Here is a 17,678-nt window from a genome sequence, read left to right as displayed (position 1 = left end):
GAAGCCATTATCATTCGCCCGGTTCCGGTGTGCCCGGATCCAGGTCAATGTTTTGTGCCGGGGCGTGCCAGCGCCTCGCGCAACGAAAAACCGGTATCGGCCGCCTGCTCCGGCGTGAGACTGTTGCCCCGACTCAGAAGCTGGCGCGCCAGGCTGTGATCGGCGGGACTGTTCACCGAATCGACCGACAGCAGCCGCCCCTGGCTGAAATGGAACAGCGAGAAGCAGTCATTTTCGGGGAGCCCCGCAACACCCCGACCTGCGGCTCGACCGCGAGTCCGGCCATCTGCAGCCGGACATCGTATTGCTGGGACCAGAACCAGGGCACAGCATCGTAGGGATGTGGCCGCCCGACCAGGGTATGGGCCAGTGCCGCCGCCTGGTCGGTCGCATTCTGAACCGACTCGAGCCGCACCCGGGTACCGAGGCGCGCATCCGGATGGCTGGCACAGTCGCCGGCAGCGAAGACATCGGCATCGCTGCTGCGTCCGAAGGCATCCACCGCGATTCCATTCTCGCACTCGATACCCGCGTCACCGGCCAGTTCCTGATTCGGCAACACGCCAATACCGGCGACCACCAGGCCCACGGGCAAACGTGTCCCTTCGCGGGTGACCACCGCCGCAACCCTGCCGTCCTGCCCCTCGATATTCAGCAGCTGGGTTCCCAGCCGGACATCGACACCCTGACGCCTGTGCAGTTCGGCGAAGTAGTCCGACATCCGCGGTACCAGCGCCCGGGCCAACAACCGCCTTGCGCCTCCAGCACCACCACCCCGACACCCTGCCGGCGCGCCACCGATGCGAATTCCAGACCGATAAAGCCGCCACCGACCACCGCCACTCCGCGAGCCTGCGCCAGGCGGTCGCGAATGTCGCGGGCATCGGCCAGCGAACGCAGATAGCAGACCCCCTCAAGCCCGGCGCCGGGCACTGTCAGACGCCGGACCCTCGCGCCGGTCACCAGCACCAGCTTGCGATAGCCGAAGCTTTTTCCCGACGCCGTTTCGATGCGATGACGCCGCCGGTCGATGGCACAAACGGACTCTCCCAGCGCCACCCGGACGCCCGCCCTGTCATAAAAGGACTGCGGTCGCAGCAGCAGCCGCGCTTCGTCATATTCGCCCTCCAGGTACTGCTTGGACAGCGGCGGACGCTGATAGGGCAGCAGCCGTTCGTCGCCGAGCAGCAGTACCGAACCGTCATAATCCAGCTGATGCAGACTGACCAGCAACTGCACCGCGGCCTGCCCCCGCCCACGACGACGAGGTCGAAAACGGCCATGGCTGTCACGGCGCCGCGCCCCGGCAAAGCAGGAATCCCATAGACGAACCTCCCACAGACACTCCAGGCAGACAATTGCGTCTGCCATGCCCACAGATGGCGGGGCGGCCTTCCGCCCCCCTGGCCCGGACGGTGATCAGTACTGTGTTTCCGGTATCCGCACGACCAGCCCATCCAGCTCCGGGCCGACCCTGAGCTGACAGCTGAGCCGGCTTTGCGGCCTGCGTTCCGCGGCCACCAGCTCCAGCATGTCGAGTTCATCCTCCGCCGGCTCCCCGACATCGCCGGCTTCGACATAGACATGACAGGTGGCACAACTGCATTCGCCGCCGCACTGCGCGACGATGCCCTCGATATCGTTCTGAATCGCCCCTCCATCACGCTCCAGCCATCGGGAACATCGAGTTCGTGTCGGGTATCGTCCGGTTCGATATAGGTGATCCTGGCCATACTGTCGTCTCTTCCCTCCGATGCGCTAAGTGTAGACATTTCCAGCCACTTCGCCCGGGCCGGCCGCCCGGTTTGCACTCGCACCTGGATGGCTATAGAATCGGCATCGCTCTTGGGGGAGTAATCTTCCGTACGCGACTGCGTACAGAGCGGCTGTCAACAAACTTGGGCCCCATGCCCATGGCAGTCGCGTCCTGCGGGATTGATGAGACCTGAGACACTGCAAACTGCTCCTGGCGGGCCGGTTTGTCGTGTCTTTGGAAATCAGCCCGCCGAGGAACCCCTGAAATGGAAGCCCTGCTGTCCTCCACCTTAGCTGTCGCCATTGCCGAGATCGGCGACAAGACCCAGTTGCTGTCGCTTTTTCTCGCCGCGCGCTTCAGTCGTCATGGCGCGATCATTGCCGGCATTTTCGTCGCAACCGTGCTCAATCACGCCCTCTCCGCCTGGTTCGGCGCCTGGATCAGCCAATGGATCCCCGCCGGCTGGCTGCCCTGGATCGTCGGGCTCAGCTTTATCGCCGTCGCACTCTGGATCCTGATACCCGACAAGGAGGATGACGAAGACAGCAAGGTATTGCGCTATGGCGCCTTTGCCGCCACCTGCATCCTCTTTTTCCTGGCCGAGATCGGCGACAAGACCCAGATCGCCACGGTTATCCTGGCGGCACGTTTCGATGCCACTGCCTGGGTCGTACTCGGTACCACCCTCGGCATGCTGCTGGCCAATGTGCCCATCGTCTATGCCGGCAGCTGGCTGATGCAGCGGCTGCCGCTGCTCTGGGCAAGGCGCGGCGCCTGTGCACTCTTTGCAGCTTTGGGAATCGGCACCATACTTTTACCGCAGGGAGCCTGAACTACGGCCGGGGCAAAGCGCGCCAGCGGTCATCATCTACGCAAAATATACAAACACAGACAACAAATAACTTGTTTTTTTGTAATATTTACGTAAATTAACATAAATAAAATCTACCGACCGATACAACAACAAAGGAGCGCGCAATGCCCTACATCTCCGACTCCGACGCCTGGCAATCCCTGCAACAACAGGCCGAGCAGGTGCGCGATGTCCACCTGCGCGACCTGTTTGCCCAGGACCCGTCGCGGTTCGACAAATACTCGCTGCAGGTCCAGAACATCCTGCTGGACTACTCCAAGAATCCAATCACCGGGGAGATCCTCGAGGGCCTGCTGGATCTGGCCAAGGCGGCAGGCGTCGAAAGCTGGCGCGAGCGCATGTTCCATGGCGATCGCATCAACTCCACCGAAAAGCGCGCAGTGCTGCACACGGCACTGCGCAACCGCACCAATACACCGGTCTACCTCGATGGCGACAACGTCATGGACGCAGTCAACCGCGAGCTGACGCGCATGAAGAGTTTCGTCAACGCCGTACGCAAGGGACAGTGGCGCGGCTATTCCGGCAAACGCATCACCGACGTGGTGAATATCGGTATCGGCGGGTCGGATCTGGGCCCGCGCATGGTCACCCAGGCGCTGAAACCCTATGCCGACGACCGCATCAACGTGCATTTCGTTTCCAACGTCGATGGCGTCGAGATCGCCAACGTACTGCGTCCGCTCAACCCGGAGCGGGTGCTCTTCGTCGTGGCCTCGAAGACCTTCACCACCAGCGAAACCATGACCAACGCCCAGACCGCGCGCAACTGGCTGATGTCGTCGGCGTTCGACGAACGCGCCGTGGCCAAGCATTTCGTGGCGGTATCGAGCAACCACGAGGCGATCAAGGCCTTCGGCATCCGTCGCGAGAACAGCTTCCAGATGTGGGACTGGGTCGGCGGACGCTTCTCGCTATGGTCGGCCATCGGGCTGCCGATCGCACTCTATCTCGGTTTCCGCCAGTTCGAGGAACTGTTGACCGGCGCCCACGAGATGGATATCCATTTCCGCGACCAGCCGCTGGACCAGAACGCGCCGGTACTGCTGGCACTGATGGGCATCTGGAACAACAACTTCCTGGGCCGCCCGTCCCATGCCATCCTGCCCTATGACTGGCCCCTGGCGCGCTTTTCCGCCTATCTGCAGCAGGCGGAGATGGAGAGCAACGGCAAGTCGATCAACCGCCACGGCAATCCGGTGCCCTACAACACCGGCACCATCATCTGGGGCGCGCTGGGCATCGATGGCCAGCACGCCTTCTACCAGTACCTGCACCAGAGCAACACCGTGGTACCGGCGGACTTCATCGGCTCGATCGAAAGCAGCACACCGGTCAAGGGCCACCATGAAAACCTGATGGCGAACTTCTTCGCCCAGACCGAAGCGCTGATGAACGGCATCAGCGAAGAAGAGGTGCGCCGCGATCTCGAAGCCCGCGGTCTGTCGCCGGAAGCGATCGATACCCTGGTGCCGCACAAGATCCACGCCGGGGACCGCCCGACCAACAGCCTGTTGCTCGAGCGTCTGGATCCACGCACCCTTGGCGCGCTGATCGCGCTCTACGAGCACAAGATCTTCGTCCAGGGCGTGATCTGGGATATCTGTTCCTTCGACCAGTGGGGTGTCGAACTCGGCAAGACCCTGGCCAAGCAGATCCTGCCGGAACTGACCGGAGACCAGCTGTCGGACAAGCACGACGGCTCGACCCGCAATCTAATCCAGTATTTCAAGGCCCAGCGCCGCAAACTGGCCGAAGCGTCCGACCAGTAGGCCGGACCGCCCCGGGGAGGAGCCATGCAGCACAAGAAACTGACCATGCCGGAGCGCAAACGCATCGCGCTGATCGCTCACGACAACATGAAAGGGGAACTGGTCGACTGGGCCCGGCATAATCTCGCGCTGCTGAGCCGGCATCAGCTGTTCGCCACCGGCACCACCGGCCACCTGCTGGAGCAGGAGCTGCAGGTCGGCATCGACAAGCTGATCAGCGGCCCATTGGGCGGTGATCAGCAGATCGGCGCCATGCTGGTCGATCAGCGCATCGACATGGTGATCTTCTTCTGGGATCCGTTCGAGCCGATGCCCCACGATCCCGACGTCAAGGCGCTGCTGCGCATCGCGGCGGTCTGGAATGTGCCGGTCGCCTGCAACCGCAGCTCGGCGGACTTCCTCATCAGCTCGCCGCTGATGAGCACGCCGCACGAGTACCGGGTTCCGGATTACGACCGCTATATTGCCGAGCGCACCCAAGCCTGAATCGGCGGGCACCGCCCCGCCCGTAGGAGCGCCGCCCCGGTGCGAATAACCGCGTTGCCAAAGGTGTTCGCCTCGGGGAAGTGCCCTTTGGGTGCGAGGCGCCTACGGGTGCCCGGATTTGTCGTGGAGCGGCTTTAGCCTAGTAGGATGGGTGGAACGACGCCTGGCCTCGGCATATCCGATTCTGAAGCAGTCGGGGCATCGTGCAACCCATCTTGGGGTGCGGATTCAGCACTGCCGGGCTAAGATTCATTGATGGGTTGCGCCGCGACAACCATGTCCTGTGCTGCCAGTACGGTGCCATTGCGGCTTCACCCATCCTACAAATGCTTTTTCGGTTGTGGTCTCAATAGCGAAAGCGTCCCACCAGGGTGTCGAGGGTGGCGGTAAGCCGGTGCAGCCGGGCGGCCGCCTCGGCGCAATCCCTGGCCGCATCGGACGAATCGCGCGAGGCCATATCGATGCTTTCGACATTGCGGTTCAGGTCGGCGACCACGGCAGCCTGTTCCTCGGTCGCGGTTGCGACCTGGACATTCATGTCGGAAATTTCCACCACCTTGAGGGCGATCTCGCCGAACACCTCGCCGAGACGCTCGACGGCGGCAACGGACTCGCTGCCCAGCTCGCGCCCCCTTCCCATGGCGGCGACCGCGCTGTGACTCTCCTCCTGCAGCCGTAGGATCATCTGCCGGATCTCCTCGGTGCTCTGGGCAGTACGCTGCGCCAGGCTGCGAACTTCGTCGGCGACCACGGCAAAACCGCGCCCGGCATCGCCGGCCCGTGCGGCTTCGATGGCGGCATTCAGCGCCAGCAGATTGGTCTGTTCGGAAATACCACCGATGACATCGAGGATGGTACCGATCCGCTGTGAATGGTCGGCAACCGACTCGATCACCCGGGCCGCCGTCTCCATCTGCCCGGAAAGCTGACCAATGGCCCTGATATTGCTTTCAACCTCGCGGCGCCCCAGCCCGGCCCGCTCCGACGCGCCCTGAGCCGCCGATGCCGCATTGGCGGCATTGGCGGCGATCTCCTGCACCGTCGCGCCCATTTCGGTGACGGCCGCGGCCACCTGGGTGGTTTCGTCTCGCACCCCGGCCGAAGCCTGAGACCCCTGCTCGGATGTATGTCTCAGGCGGTCGGCGGTGCACGTCTGTTCGTTGCTGGTCGTCGCGATCTCCGCCACCATCACCTGAAGCTGGGAGACGAAGCGATTGAATCCCTGCGCCAGACGCGCCAGTTCGTCGCGCCCCTGCGCCGGAATCCGCACCGAGAGATCGCCGCCTCCGGCAGCGACCGCCTCCAGCTGGGCGGCCACCGCCGCCACCGGCCGGGCGATAGAGCGGGCCACCAGCACCGTCAGCCCGATCGCCGCCAGCAGCGCCGCCACGGCGATCGACAGCGAGATTAGCGTGCTCTCGCGCACCGCGGCCAGGGCCTCGCGCTCCGGCACTTCGGCGACCAGCAGCCAGTTCACCTCCGGCACCTTGACCGCGGCCACCAGCCAGGCCTCTCCGTCCTGCTCGATACGGCCGGTCGCCACCTGCCCGGCCCGGTCGCTTTCGGCAGCCAGGCCGGTTAAATAGCCGGCCAGCTGTTGCTTGCCCGGCGCCAGCTTTGGATGCACCTGGATAACACCCCCGGCGTCGACGAGATAGACGAATCCCGTCTGCTCCAGCCGGTAGCTGCGGATGCGCTCGGCGAGCGCGCTCGCATTGATGCCGATCCCGGCCACACCGAGATACTCCCCTGATCGTTACGCACGGCGATATCGACGAAAAAGCGTGCCTGGCCGGTCAGATCGACATCGAACACCAGCTCCTCATCGTCGTTGCCGTCGAGCATGCGAAAGAACCACTGATATCCGGCATCCCGGCGGTCAAAGGAAGCCTGCTGTCCGGCCTGATCGAAGGCGCTGTGGCGGCCGGCGGTACGCAGGAAAACGGTATCGGCACCGGTGTCCTCGGCCAGTTTCGCCAGATGGCGCATCACCAATGCCTTGCGACCATCGTCCGGTTCGCCGGCCTCGAGCCATTCGATCATGAAGGGGTTCGCCGCCAACTGACGCGAACGGGCGATAACCGGCCGGATATCGGCGAGCACATCGTTGCGTATCGCCTGCAGCCGGGCCGGCAGCTCCTGCCCGGTCAGGCGCTCGGTGATCAAGGCATTTTCAAGATGGACATTCAGCCAGGTGGTGGTACCCATCGCCACCAGCAGCAGGAGACTGATCAGGGCGATCAGCCGCAAGCGAATGGAACTCAGCACAGACAATCCTCGAATCGGTTATTGTTCTTTGTATACAGGGCGACGCGCCTTGCGACAGAACATTAAACCAATAAACAACTGGATTGTGTACATTTTATCTTGGCAGGCTGGGTAGAGGCCCGCAGGGCCGAAACCCAACCTGTGCGAGGCAGCCTCAGGGGACGCGCTGACCGCGGGCGGCCTCCAGCAGGGCGAACCAGTCGGGGCGGGACAGTTCCAGTTCGCAGCCGGCCAGCGCATCGGCGATACGCGCGTCGTTCAGGCTGCCCATCACCGGTACAGGCTGGCCGGGAAGCCGCCGTAGCCAGGCCAGGGCCAGTCCGGTGGTACCGCAACCCGCCTGGGCGGCCATCTCCGCCAGCCGCTCGCCCAGCCACTCCTCCTCGACACGGCCACCGGCCAGAGGCGACCAGGCCAGCAACTGCAGGCCGTCGCGCTGCAACGCCTCGGCCGTACCGTTGAAAAGCAGGCCGCTGGCACGCAACGACAGCTCCAGCTGATTGCAGCACAGCCGCGTCCCCAGCGCCTGCTGCAGCAGGCGCCACTGCTCGGGCAGGAAATTCGAAACGCCGACCTGCCCCACCTTTCCGCTCTGGATCAGGCGCTCAAGCGTACGCGCGGTCGCCTCCGGGTCCATCAGCGGATCGGGGCGATGAACCAGGAACAGGTCCAGCTGCTCGACGCCGAGCCGTTCGAGGCTGCCATCGACGGCCGCCGTCAGGTGCTCGGCAGACGTATCGTAGTGCGTGACCTGTTTCGGCGCCTGCCCTCCGGCCTTGACGATATCGGCCTTGCCGATCAGCCGCACCCGGGATTTGAGTTCGGGGCGGGCCGCGAGGGCTGCGCCGAACAGGGTTTCGCAACGGCCGTCGCCGTAGATATCGGCATGGTCGAACCAGTTCAGCCCCTGATCGAGGCGCCGCTCGATCCAGTCCGCAAGCGGTCCGGGCTGCTGCAGCGACTTCTGCTCAGCAAGCCGCATCATGCCCAGCACCAGCGGCGTGTCCACTACCCTGTTTTGCTCCACCATAATTCAGTCCAGTATCGATAGATTTGTCGCGAGGCAGTGTCGCTCGCCCGGCGCCAGTGTGACCGGATCGAGCCCGGTGTTCGCCGCCTCTACGCAGACAAACTGACTCCGCTGCGCCTGACCGACATCGGCCAGGGCACCGGCACCGTCGCCGGGATTCCAGACCACGGTCGAGCCGCTGCCCTCCTTCGTCACCCTGAGCCGGCGCTGCCAGACAGGATCGACCAGTTCCGTGACCCCCTGATGACAATAGACCCGATCCAGTGCCGCCGTCAGGCAGGGCGCACCATTCTGCTGCATCCGTCTGCCGTTTTGCAGCTTGTCCAGATAATCGCAGCCATCGAGCCCGACCAGCTCGCAGCGGGCGACATCGCCCACCGCAAGATAAGAGTGCAGCGCCTGGCCCAGCGAGACGTGCTCGCTGCCGCTATTGAGGGTCTCGAGACGCAGCGCCAGTTGCCGGTTGCGTACCTGAACGCTCAGCACCGGTGCCAGGCCGGGCCAGAGCGGCTGCAACGGCTCCAGGCGCAACGCCAGCGCATCTGCCGCAAAGTTCAGCACCCGCCACTGCCATAGCCCGGTGCGGGCGACGCCATGGGCCGGCTGCGCCTTATCTCCCGGATGCGGGCCGAACCAGGGCCAGCACAGCGGCACGCCACCTCGGATCGCCGACGGCGGCGCCTTCACGGCGTCGCTGAGCCAGAGCAACGGGCGTTCGCCGGCCGGCCGGTAATGCAGTACCTGGGCACCCTGGGCAGACAGCGCCAGCTCCCCCAGGGAGCCTTGACCAGCAGCAGCGCAAAACCGCCGACCTCCTGCTCGTGGAGGCCGTCCGCCAGGGTCTCGAGCAATGCTTCCAGCGCCTGTCTCATGATCGCTTATGGCTCCCGGCCAGAGGGTTGTCCAGACCGGCGGCCGCCCCCAGCAGACCGGGATAGTCCGCGGTGCAGAGCCATACCGGTACACTGCGAAGATAGTCGACAAAACGCCCTTTCGCCTCGAAACCCTCACGAAAAGCGCTGGCGAGGAAGAAGTCGCGGATGCGCGGCAGGATGCCGCCGCACAGGTAAACGCCGCCGCGGGCACCGATCGTCAGCACCGCATCGCCCGCCTGCTCGCCGAGAATGCGGCAGAAGCGCGACAGTGTCTCCCGTGCCAGCGCATCGCCGGCGAGGCCTGCCGTGGTGATCTCGGCCGGCTCGCTGAACTGGGCCGGCAATGCCCTGTAGCCGGCCAGCGCCCGGTACAGGTTGACCAGCCCCTGGCCGCAGAGAATCCGCTCGACCGATACCCGGCCAAACTGCTCCCGCAGCTGGCGCCAGACCGCGACCTCGACCTCGTCGGTCGGCGCGAAGCTGACATGCCCGCCTTCGGTCGACAGCGGTACCCAGTCGCTGCCGGCCGGCACCAGTGCCGAGACCCCGAGGCCGGTGCCGGGGCCGATCACCAGTCGAGGACTGCCTGCCAGGCTTTCGCCGCCGCCGACCGCGACCAGTTCATCGTCACGGACATGCAGCATTCCCAGGGCCATGGCCGTGAAGTCGTTGAGCAGCCGGAACTGCTCGAGGCCGAGGCGCTGCTGCATCTCCGTGCGGGAGAAGGCCCAGTGGTTGTTGGTCATGCGGATCTGCTCGCCCTGCACCGGACAGGCAAAGGCCAGGCAGGCGCGATCGACCGCCGCCACCCCGACCTCCGCCAGATAGGCCAGGCAGGCCTCATCGAGATTGGCGTAGTCGGCGCAGGCCAGGGTGCGGATAGACTCGAGCTCGACGCTACCGGGCCTTACCAGCGCAAGACGGGCATTGGTTCCCCCGATATCGCCGACCAGGGCGTATTCGCTCATGCACCGGCCTCCGTCGCGAAGAAGATGCTGGCTCCCTCTTCGGCGCAGTTGACCTGGCCACGCAGCGGCGCGAACAGCTCGCGCCCCATGCCGCTCTGGTGGCGCAGCACCTCGCCGGCATCGGCGTCGCTGCGGGCGGCGAATTCTGCAGCCTCGACCTTGAGCTCGAGCACCCCGGCCCGGGCATCCACCCGGATCATGTCGCCGCTCTGCACCCGTGCCAGCGGCCCCTTGCTTGCTTCGGGCCAGACATGAATCGCCGCCGGCACTTTGCCGGACGCGCCCGACATGCGCCCGTCGGTCACCAGCGCCACCTTGAAACCGCGGTCCTGCAGCGTGCCGAGGTAGGGCGTCAGCTTGTGCAGTTCCGGCATGCCGATGGCACCGGGCCCCTGGAAGCGCACCACGGCGACGAAGTCGCGCTCCAGCTCGCCGCGCTTGAAGGCCTCGGCCAGCTGGTCCTGATCGTCGAACACGATCGCCTCCGCTTCGACGACCTGGTGCTCCGGCGCCACCGCCGAGATCTTGATAACGCCCCGGCCCAGGTTGCCGTCGAGTACCTTGAGGCCACCGTCCCGGCTGAAGGGCTCGGAAACGGTCCGCAACACCCCGTCATCGAGGGAGGTCGTCGGCCCCTCGCGCCAGACCAGCTCGCCGCCCTCGAGGAAGGGCTCCTGCAGGTAATGCTCGAGCCCTTCGCCCATCACCGTGACCACATTCGGGTGCAGCAGGCCTGCAGCCAGCAGCTCGCGCACCAGGAAGGAGGTTCCGCCGGCGGCCTGGAAATGGTTGATGTCGGCCTCGCCGTTGGGGTAGATGCGCGCCAGCAGCGGCACCGCGGCCGAGAGGTCGGAAAAGTCGTCCCAGTTGATGATGATGCCCGCCGCACGGGCCATGGCGACCAGATGCATGGTGTGATTGGTCGAACCGCCGGTGGCCAGCAGCGCCACCAGACCGTTGACGACAGTCTTTTCGTCAATCACTTCGTACAGCGGGGTGAAGCGGCCGTTCTGAGCGGTCAGGCGTACCGCGCGTTGTGCGGCTTCGCGGGTCAGCGCTTCGCGCAGCTCGGTACCCGGGTTGACGAAGGAGCTGCCGGGCAGATGGAGCCCCATGATCTCGACCACCAGCTGGTTGGTATTGGCGGTTCCGTAGAAGGTGCAGGTGCCGGCGCTGTGATAGGAGCTGGACTCGCATTCAAGCAATGCATCGCGACCGACCTTGCCTTCGGCGTACAGCTGACGGATGCGCGCCTTCTCCTTGTTCGGCAGACCGCTGGGCATGGGGCCCGCCGGCACGAAGACCGTCGGCAGATGACCGAAACTCAACGCCCCCATCAGCAGGCCCGGCACGATCTTGTCGCAGACACCGAGGTAAAGAGCCGCATCGAACATGTTGTGGGACAGCGCCACCGCCGTCGACATCGCGATGACATCGCGGCTGAACAGGCTCAGCTCCATGCCCGGCTGCCCCTGGGTCACGCCGTCGCACATCGCCGGCACACCGCCTGCGACCTGGGCCACCGAGCCGAGTTCGCGTACCGCCGCCCTGACCTGCTGCGGGTAGTCCTCGTAGGGCTGATGCGCCGAGAGCATGTCGTTATAGGCGGTGACCATGCCGACGTTCACCGCATTGGTCAGTTTCAATGCCTGCTTGTCGTCCTGACCACAGGCGGCAAAGCCGTGGGCCAGATTGCCGCAGGACAGCCGGCCACGGTGCACACCCTTTTCTTCCGCCGCCTTCATGCGCTGAAGATAGGCGTCACGACTGTTGCGGCTGCGCTCGATGATTCGCTGGGTGACTTGCTGGACGGTGGAATGCATGGCAACTCCTGCTTGTTGTTTGCTGTTGGCCGACGGACTTTCTGAAGGGTCCTGATATTTTCGGTAAGTTTACCAATTTACAAAAAGAATGTTTGCCTTTTTTACATTTTTCACGTAAGTTTTACAAAAAATAATTCACATCCACGACAATACGACAGAGGTGCAGCATGACAATTCGAGTCGCTATCAATGGTTTTGGCCGCATCGGCCGCAATGTGCTGCGGGCCCTTTACGAAAACGGCTACCGCGACCGCATTCAGGTTGTCGCCATCAACGACCTCGGCGACGCCGCCATCAATGCCCACCTGTTCCAGTATGACAGTGTTCACGGCCGCTTCCCGGGCGAAGTGAGCCACGACAACGAATCCATCACCGTCGACGGCGACCGCATCCATATCAGCTCGCTGCGCAACCCGGCCGAGCTGCCCTGGGGCAGTCTCAATATCGATGTCGTCTACGAGTGCACCGGCCTCTTCACCAGCCGCGACAAGGCCGCCGCCCACCTGCAGGCCGGCGCCCGCAAGGTGATCATTTCGGCGCCGGGCAAGGACGTCGATGCCACCGTCGTCTATGGCGTTAACGATAGCAGCCTGCGCCAGAGTGACCAGATCATTTCCAACGCCTCCTGCACCACCAACTGCCTGGCACCGGTCGCCCAGGTCCTGCAGCGCGAAGTCGGCATCGAAAGCGGTCTGATGACCACCATTCACGCCTACACCAACGATCAGAACCTGTCCGATGTCTATCATTCGGACCTCTACCGCGCCCGTTCCGCGACCCAGTCGATGATTCCGACCAAGACCGGCGCCGCCGCGGCGGTGGGCCTCGTGCTGCCGGAACTGGCCGGCAAGTTCGACGGCATGGCCGTTCGCGTGCCGACCATCAATGTCTCGCTGGTCGACCTCTCCTTTATCGCCGAGCGGGAAACCACGGTCGATGAAGTCAACGCGATGCTGAAGGCCGCCGCCGAAAGCTCGCCGGTGCTGGGCTACAACGAACTGCCGCTGGTCTCGGTCGACTTCAACCACTGCGTGCTGTCGTCCACTTTCGACGCAACCCAGACCAAGGTCTCTGGCCGCCTGGTCAAGGTCATGGCCTGGTATGACAACGAATGGGGCTTCTCCAACCGCATGCTCGACAACACCCTGGCCCTGATCAACGCACCGGCCTAAGGAGCAATACTGATGTTACGCCGAACCAAGATCGTCGCCACCCTGGGGCCGGCCACCAGCAGCCCGGAAAAACTCGAGCAGCTGATACTCGCCGGCGCCGACGTCGTGCGCCTCAACTTTTCACACGGTGAAGCCGCCGATCACCGGGCGCGCGCCGATCTGGTGCGGGAGCTCAGTCGCAAACATGGCCGCTTCGTCGCCATCCTCGGCGACCTCCAGGGCCCAAGATCCGCATCTCGCGTTTTCGCGACAACAAGGTGCTGCTGAAAAAAGGCCGGCCTTCGCCCTCGATGCCGTCCTCGACAAGGATGACGGTGACGAGACCCAGGTCGGCCTCGACTACGAGGCCCTGTTTCAGGATGCCCGCCCCGGCGACATCCTGCTGCTGGACGATGGCCGCGTGGAACTTAAGGTAACGGCGGTTCGCGACCAGCGTGTCGAAACCGAAGTGCTGGTCGCAGGTCCGCTGTCGAACAACAAGGGCATCAACCGCCTCGGCGGTGGTCTTTCGGCCAAGGCCCTGACCGACAAGGACCGCGAAGACATCAAGGTCGCGGCCGAAATCGGTGTCGACTATGTCGCGGTTTCGTTCCCGCGCGATGCCGCGGACATGGACGAGGCCCGCCAGTTGCTCGAAGCCACCGGCTCCAGCGCCGGCCTGATTGCCAAGATCGAGCGTGCCGAAACCGTTGCCGACGACAGCGTGCTCGACGGCATCATTCGCGCCTCCGAAGGCGTGATGGTGGCACGGGGCGATCTCGCGGTCGAAATCGGCGACGCCGAGCTGGTGGCGGTGCAGAAGCACATCATCGGCCGCGCCCGGACCCTTAACAAGGTAGTGATCACCGCGACCCAGATGATGGAGTCGATGATCAACAGCCCAATGCCGACCCGTGCCGAGGTCTCCGATGTCGCCAACGCGGTCATGGACTATACCGACGCGGTGATGCTGTCGGCCGAAACCGCCGCCGGGGACTACCCGATCGAGACCGTCGAGGCGATGGCAAGGGTCTGCGTCGGCGCCGAACGCCACCCGATCACCCATCGCTCGAAGCACCGCATCCACGAAAGCTTCGAGAACATCGACGAGACCATCGCGCTGAGCGCCATTTACGCGGCCAACCACCTGCAGGGCGTCAAGGCGATCATCTGCATGACCGAGTCGGGCAAGACCCCGCTGTGGATGTCGCGCATCCGCTCGCCACTGCCGATCTTCGCGCTGTCACGCCGTACGGATACCCAGCACCGCGTCGCGCTCTACCGGGGCGTCCAGACGATCCCGTTCTACAGCGAGGAGATCCCGCCGAACGAAATCAACCAGCGCGCCATCGACGAACTGGTCAAGCGCCAGGTCGTCAGCGAGGGTGACAAGGTGGTGATCACCAAGGGCGACTACATCAACGCCCAGGGCGGCACCAACACCCTCAAGGTGGTGACGGTCGGCCAGCCGATCCCCTGAATTCGGGAGCGCCCTGCGTTCCCAAACCCCACTCTCCTCGGAGTGGCCCGTTATCCGGTCTGGTTCACAGGCTCATATTGGTTGCACTTTATGGTTCCAGGATAACGGCCTTTATGCAGGCGCCGGACGGATTCCCCCGGCTGCCTGCTTTTTTATTTTTGGATGAGGCGTGACGCGTGACCCGTGACGCGTGACGCCATTCTGTAAACTGGTTACTGTTATCTGCCTACTGTCTTCCATAACAACAAACTCCAATGACGACTTCCTCCCTGCCCCAGCTCAAGATCGCCCGCAAGTTGCGCTGCCCGCCGCTGCCCGATGACAGTCTCTGCCGCCCGCGTATCGAGGAACGGCTGCAGCCCCCACTCGGGGGTGCCTGATTTTGCTGCAGGCCCCGGCCGGCTACGGCAAGACCACCCTGATCAACGGCTGGAGCCAACGCCAGGACCATGCCTGCCTCTGGTACAACCTCGATCCCACCGACGATCAGCCTGAAGCCTTCATGCGTTGTCTCGACGAAGGCCTGCGGGAAACGCTGCAGCTGCAACCGGCGGCGACCGACGGCGATGCCGGCACGCTGATGATCGCGCTGCTCAACGACCTGCCGGAGCAGCACGAACCGCTGCTGCTCGTACTCGACGACTACCACCATATCGCCGACCCGCGCATCGACGCGGCGCTGCGGCTGCTGCTGCGACATCAGCCCGACTACCTCGGTATCGCGGTGCTGAGCCGCAGTCAGCCCCGGCTCGGTATTGCCGAGCTTCGCGTCAAGCGCCGGCTGATCGAACTCGGCAGCGAAGATCTGGCATTCGACGCCGACGAAGCGGCCGCCCTGCTGGCGCGGCAACTGCCGTTCGAGGCCAGCCGCGAGCAGGCGGAGCGTCTCAACCGGCGTACCGAGGGCTGGGCCTCGGCACTGCAGCTGGCCTGTCTGGCGAGCCAGACACCGGCGCTGCTGGACCGTTTCATCGAAGCCCTGCATGCCGGCCAGCGCCACACTCTCGACTACCTGGCCGAAGAGGTGGTCGCGCCGCTGCCTGATGAACTCAGGGACTTTCTCTACCGCACCTGCATCCTCGACCGATTCGATGCCGGCCTCGCCGCCCGCGTCAGCGGCGAGGACAGGGCCGCCGCGTTGCTGGTACAGCTCGAACGGCAGGGGCTCTTCCTGCAGCGCTGCGACGATGTGCCCGACTGGTACCGCTATCAGGGACTCTTCGCCCGTTGCCTGCAGCAGCTGCTGGCCCGGCATCGGCCGCGGGAGATCGCCGAACTGCACCTGCGTGCCTGCGATGCCTGGCTGGAACTGGATGCACCGCAAAACGCGGTGCGACACGCCCTGGCCGCCGGCGACGAGTCCCGGCTGCTGGCACTGCTGTTGCGTTACGGCCGCCAGTTCTATCGCGACGGCCAGCTGCCGCTGCTGCAGCAGTGCCTGCAGCGTCTCAGTGACAACAGCATCCACCGCCAGCCGCTGCTGACACTGCTCAGCGCCTGGGTGGCGCAGAGCCAGCACCATTTCGAAGAGGCGGAACACTGGCTGCAGAAAGCCGAAGAGACTTTGGAGCCGATCTACAACGACGACGAATGGCGCGCGCTGCAGGGCGATTTCTGTGCCATCCGGTCACAGATGGCAATGAATGTCGGCGCCACCGACAGCGCCATCGAGCTGGCGGACAATGCCCTGGCGCTCAATCCCGAGCACATGCGCAGCTCCCGCACCACGGCACTTTCGGTGCTTGGTGAGGCCCATTTTGTGCGCGGCAACCTTGACGAGGCCCAGCGGCGCATGGTCGAAACCGAACAGCTCGCACGCTCCCACGATGCTTCCCAGCTGGTGCTCTGGACGCTGATCCAGCAGTCGGAACTGGCCATCGCCCGCGGCCACCTGCAGCAGGCCTACAATCTGCAGGAAAGGGCCTTCAGCTATGCCGAAACGCAACAGCTGCCACCGAATCCGATGCTCGAGTTCCTGCACCGCATCCGCGGCCAGATCCTCTGGGAGTGGTACCACCTCGAAGCCACCGAAGCCTGCGCCCTCAAGGGCATCGAGATCCTCGAGCCCCATGGCGAGCGCTGGTTCCTGCAGTGCTATACGCTGCTGGCCAAGGTCGCCCACAGCCAGGGCCGCCAGAGCCTCTGCGCCGACTATGTCCAGCGCATGCAGAAGCTGCTGGCGCGCTGGGACTACCATCTGGACTGGGTCGCGAACGCCCAGGCGATGCTGATCACCTACTGGGAGGAGACGAGGGACAGCGACAGCCTGGCACGCTGGCTCGACACCGCCCCGGCGCAGGCCTCGCTGACCAACCACTTCGGCCAGTGCAACGCGCGCAACCGCGCCCGGGCGCTGCTGGCACTCGAACGCCATGACGAGGCGGCCGGGATTCTCACCGCCTGTCTTGACTCCGCCGAACGCTGCGCCCTGGCGATGGACCAGAACCGCAACCACCTCTACCTGGCACTGCTGGATTGGCACCGCCAGCAGCGTGAAGCGGCGCTCGACCACCTGCAGCGCGCGCTGATACTGGCGACGACCACTGGCGCCCTCAGCAGCTTCCTGCGCCTGGGCAAGCCGCTGATCGTGATGCTCAAGGCGGTGATCGCCGAGCGACGGCTCGACGACCTCGAGCGCCAGCGTGCCGAACGGCTGATCGGTCTCTGCCAGCAGCAGCGCCAGTTCAGCCGGGCGATCCGCATCACCCTCGACGAGGCGATCATCCAGGACATCATCAACCGCCCCGACGTACCGGAGCTGATCCGGACTTCGCCCCTGACCCGGCGCGAGTGGCAGGTGCTGAGCCTGATCCACGGCGGCCTGCCGAACGAGCAGATCGCCTCGCAGCTGGATGTCGCGCCGACCACCATCAAGACCCATATCCGCAGCCTTTACCAGAAGCTCGGCGTCGCCAACCGCGCCGAGGCGATCGCCCTGGCCAGCGACCTGCTGGCCAAGATCCAGGGGAGTAGCGGCCCGCAGGCCCCACTCCGCCCTCTACTCCCCATAAGCCCCCCGGCCGATACGCCCCCCAAAGCTGCGCCCGGGAAGTAGCGGCGACCTGGCCCCTGCTCCACCCTCTCCCCCGTACCCCTCCCGACCGATACGCCCCCTAAAGCTGCCTGCGGGAGGATGTGGCACTGGCCCACAACGCCGATCATGGATGCGACTCGAAAGCTACAGGAGAGCGCAAC

14 protein-coding genes and 2 pseudogenes are annotated in these 17,678 nt (G+C 64.6%); 7 read left to right on the top strand and 9 right to left on the bottom strand.

The features are described from left to right. Positions 1-44: 44 nt before the first annotated feature. Together ACFQDL_RS25310 and ACFQDL_RS25305 are read right to left on the bottom strand one after the other, a co-directional pair. Positions 45-1,371 (bottom strand): annotated as a pseudogene (locus ACFQDL_RS25310) (NAD(P)/FAD-dependent oxidoreductase). A gap of 48 nt (positions 1,372-1,419) precedes the next feature. Continuing rightward, on the bottom strand, positions 1,420-1,629 hold the full coding sequence (locus ACFQDL_RS25305; RefSeq protein ID WP_379913334.1) for a 2Fe-2S iron-sulfur cluster-binding protein: 210 nt from the start codon (positions 1,627-1,629) through the stop codon (positions 1,420-1,422). Between the two features lie 392 nt (positions 1,630-2,021). Here ACFQDL_RS25305 and ACFQDL_RS25300 point away from each other — a divergent pair, with 392 nt between their 5' ends. The 3 genes from ACFQDL_RS25300 to ACFQDL_RS25290 all read left to right on the top strand — a co-directional run bounded on the left by ACFQDL_RS25300 (position 2,022) and on the right by ACFQDL_RS25290 (position 4,888). Then, the gene (locus ACFQDL_RS25300; RefSeq protein WP_379911430.1) at positions 2,022-2,588 is read left to right on the top strand and encodes a TMEM165/GDT1 family protein; all 567 of its coding nucleotides are present in this window, start codon (positions 2,022-2,024) and stop codon (positions 2,586-2,588) included. A 146-nt stretch (positions 2,589-2,734) separates the two neighbouring features. Next, positions 2,735-4,402, top strand: coding sequence for a glucose-6-phosphate isomerase (gene pgi / locus ACFQDL_RS25295; protein ID WP_379911429.1), 1,668 nt, complete (start codon positions 2,735-2,737; stop codon positions 4,400-4,402). A 24-nt stretch (positions 4,403-4,426) separates the two neighbouring features. Beyond that, positions 4,427-4,888 (top strand): methylglyoxal synthase, encoded by a 462-nt coding sequence (locus ACFQDL_RS25290; RefSeq protein ID WP_379911428.1) that lies wholly within the window; start codon positions 4,427-4,429, stop codon positions 4,886-4,888. 346 nt (positions 4,889-5,234) lie between these two features. Here the strand turns inward: ACFQDL_RS25290 and ACFQDL_RS25285 are convergent, their stop codons facing one another. The 7 genes from ACFQDL_RS25285 to edd form a co-directional block, all read right to left on the bottom strand. Next, positions 5,235-6,239, bottom strand: a complete 1,005-nt coding sequence (locus ACFQDL_RS25285; protein WP_379913332.1) for a methyl-accepting chemotaxis protein — start codon at positions 6,237-6,239, stop codon at positions 5,235-5,237. A 227-nt stretch (positions 6,240-6,466) separates the two neighbouring features. Next, positions 6,467-7,156, bottom strand: a complete 690-nt coding sequence (locus ACFQDL_RS25280) for a hypothetical protein (protein ID WP_379911427.1) — start codon at positions 7,154-7,156, stop codon at positions 6,467-6,469. Between the two features lie 154 nt (positions 7,157-7,310). Next, positions 7,311-8,186 (bottom strand): aldo/keto reductase, encoded by an 876-nt coding sequence (locus tag ACFQDL_RS25275; RefSeq protein WP_379911426.1) that lies wholly within the window; start codon positions 8,184-8,186, stop codon positions 7,311-7,313. 3 nt (positions 8,187-8,189) lie between these two features. Continuing rightward, complete coding sequence (locus ACFQDL_RS25270) at positions 8,190-8,924, bottom strand: D-hexose-6-phosphate mutarotase (protein ID WP_379913330.1); 735 nt, start codon at positions 8,922-8,924, stop codon at positions 8,190-8,192. Continuing rightward, positions 8,870-9,058 (bottom strand): hypothetical protein, encoded by a 189-nt coding sequence (locus ACFQDL_RS25265; RefSeq protein ID WP_379913510.1) that lies wholly within the window; start codon positions 9,056-9,058, stop codon positions 8,870-8,872. Before ACFQDL_RS25265 ends, ACFQDL_RS25270 begins: the two co-directional genes overlap by 55 nt. Continuing rightward, entirely contained in the window at positions 9,055-10,029 is a 975-nt protein-coding gene (locus ACFQDL_RS25260; RefSeq protein ID WP_379911425.1) for a glucokinase, read from the bottom strand. The genes ACFQDL_RS25265 and ACFQDL_RS25260 overlap by 4 nt, the downstream gene beginning before the upstream one ends. Then, a complete protein-coding gene (gene edd, locus ACFQDL_RS25255) occupies positions 10,026-11,852 on the bottom strand; it encodes a phosphogluconate dehydratase (RefSeq protein WP_379911424.1) in 1,827 nt (608 codons plus the stop codon). The genes ACFQDL_RS25260 and edd overlap by 4 nt, the downstream gene beginning before the upstream one ends. A 167-nt stretch (positions 11,853-12,019) precedes the next feature. On the opposite strand from edd, the gene gap reads away from it, so the two are divergent. The 4 genes and pseudogenes from gap to malT all read left to right on the top strand — a co-directional run bounded on the left by gap (position 12,020) and on the right by malT (position 17,538). Further along, positions 12,020-13,024: a type I glyceraldehyde-3-phosphate dehydrogenase gene (gene gap / locus ACFQDL_RS25250; protein WP_379911423.1), complete on the top strand. Its 1,005-nt coding sequence runs from the start codon at positions 12,020-12,022 to the stop codon at positions 13,022-13,024. Between the two features lie 12 nt (positions 13,025-13,036). Then, positions 13,037-14,483, top strand: a pseudogene (gene pyk / locus ACFQDL_RS25245) (pyruvate kinase). A 254-nt stretch (positions 14,484-14,737) separates the two neighbouring features. Further along, on the top strand, positions 14,738-14,863 hold the full coding sequence (locus ACFQDL_RS25240) for a hypothetical protein (RefSeq protein WP_379911422.1): 126 nt from the start codon (positions 14,738-14,740) through the stop codon (positions 14,861-14,863). A 2-nt stretch (positions 14,864-14,865) separates the two neighbouring features. Beyond that, complete coding sequence (gene malT, locus ACFQDL_RS25235) at positions 14,866-17,538, top strand: HTH-type transcriptional regulator MalT (protein WP_379911421.1); 2,673 nt, start codon at positions 14,866-14,868, stop codon at positions 17,536-17,538. Positions 17,539-17,678: the final 140 nt, after the last annotated feature.

The sequence above is a fragment of the Marinobacterium aestuariivivens genome (assembly GCF_042661465.1).
GTDB classification, from domain to species: Bacteria; Pseudomonadota; Gammaproteobacteria; order Pseudomonadales; family Balneatricaceae; genus Marinobacterium_A; species Marinobacterium_A aestuariivivens.
Note: the sequence above shows the minus strand (reverse complement) of the source record. Positions and strands in the feature narration are given on the sequence as shown.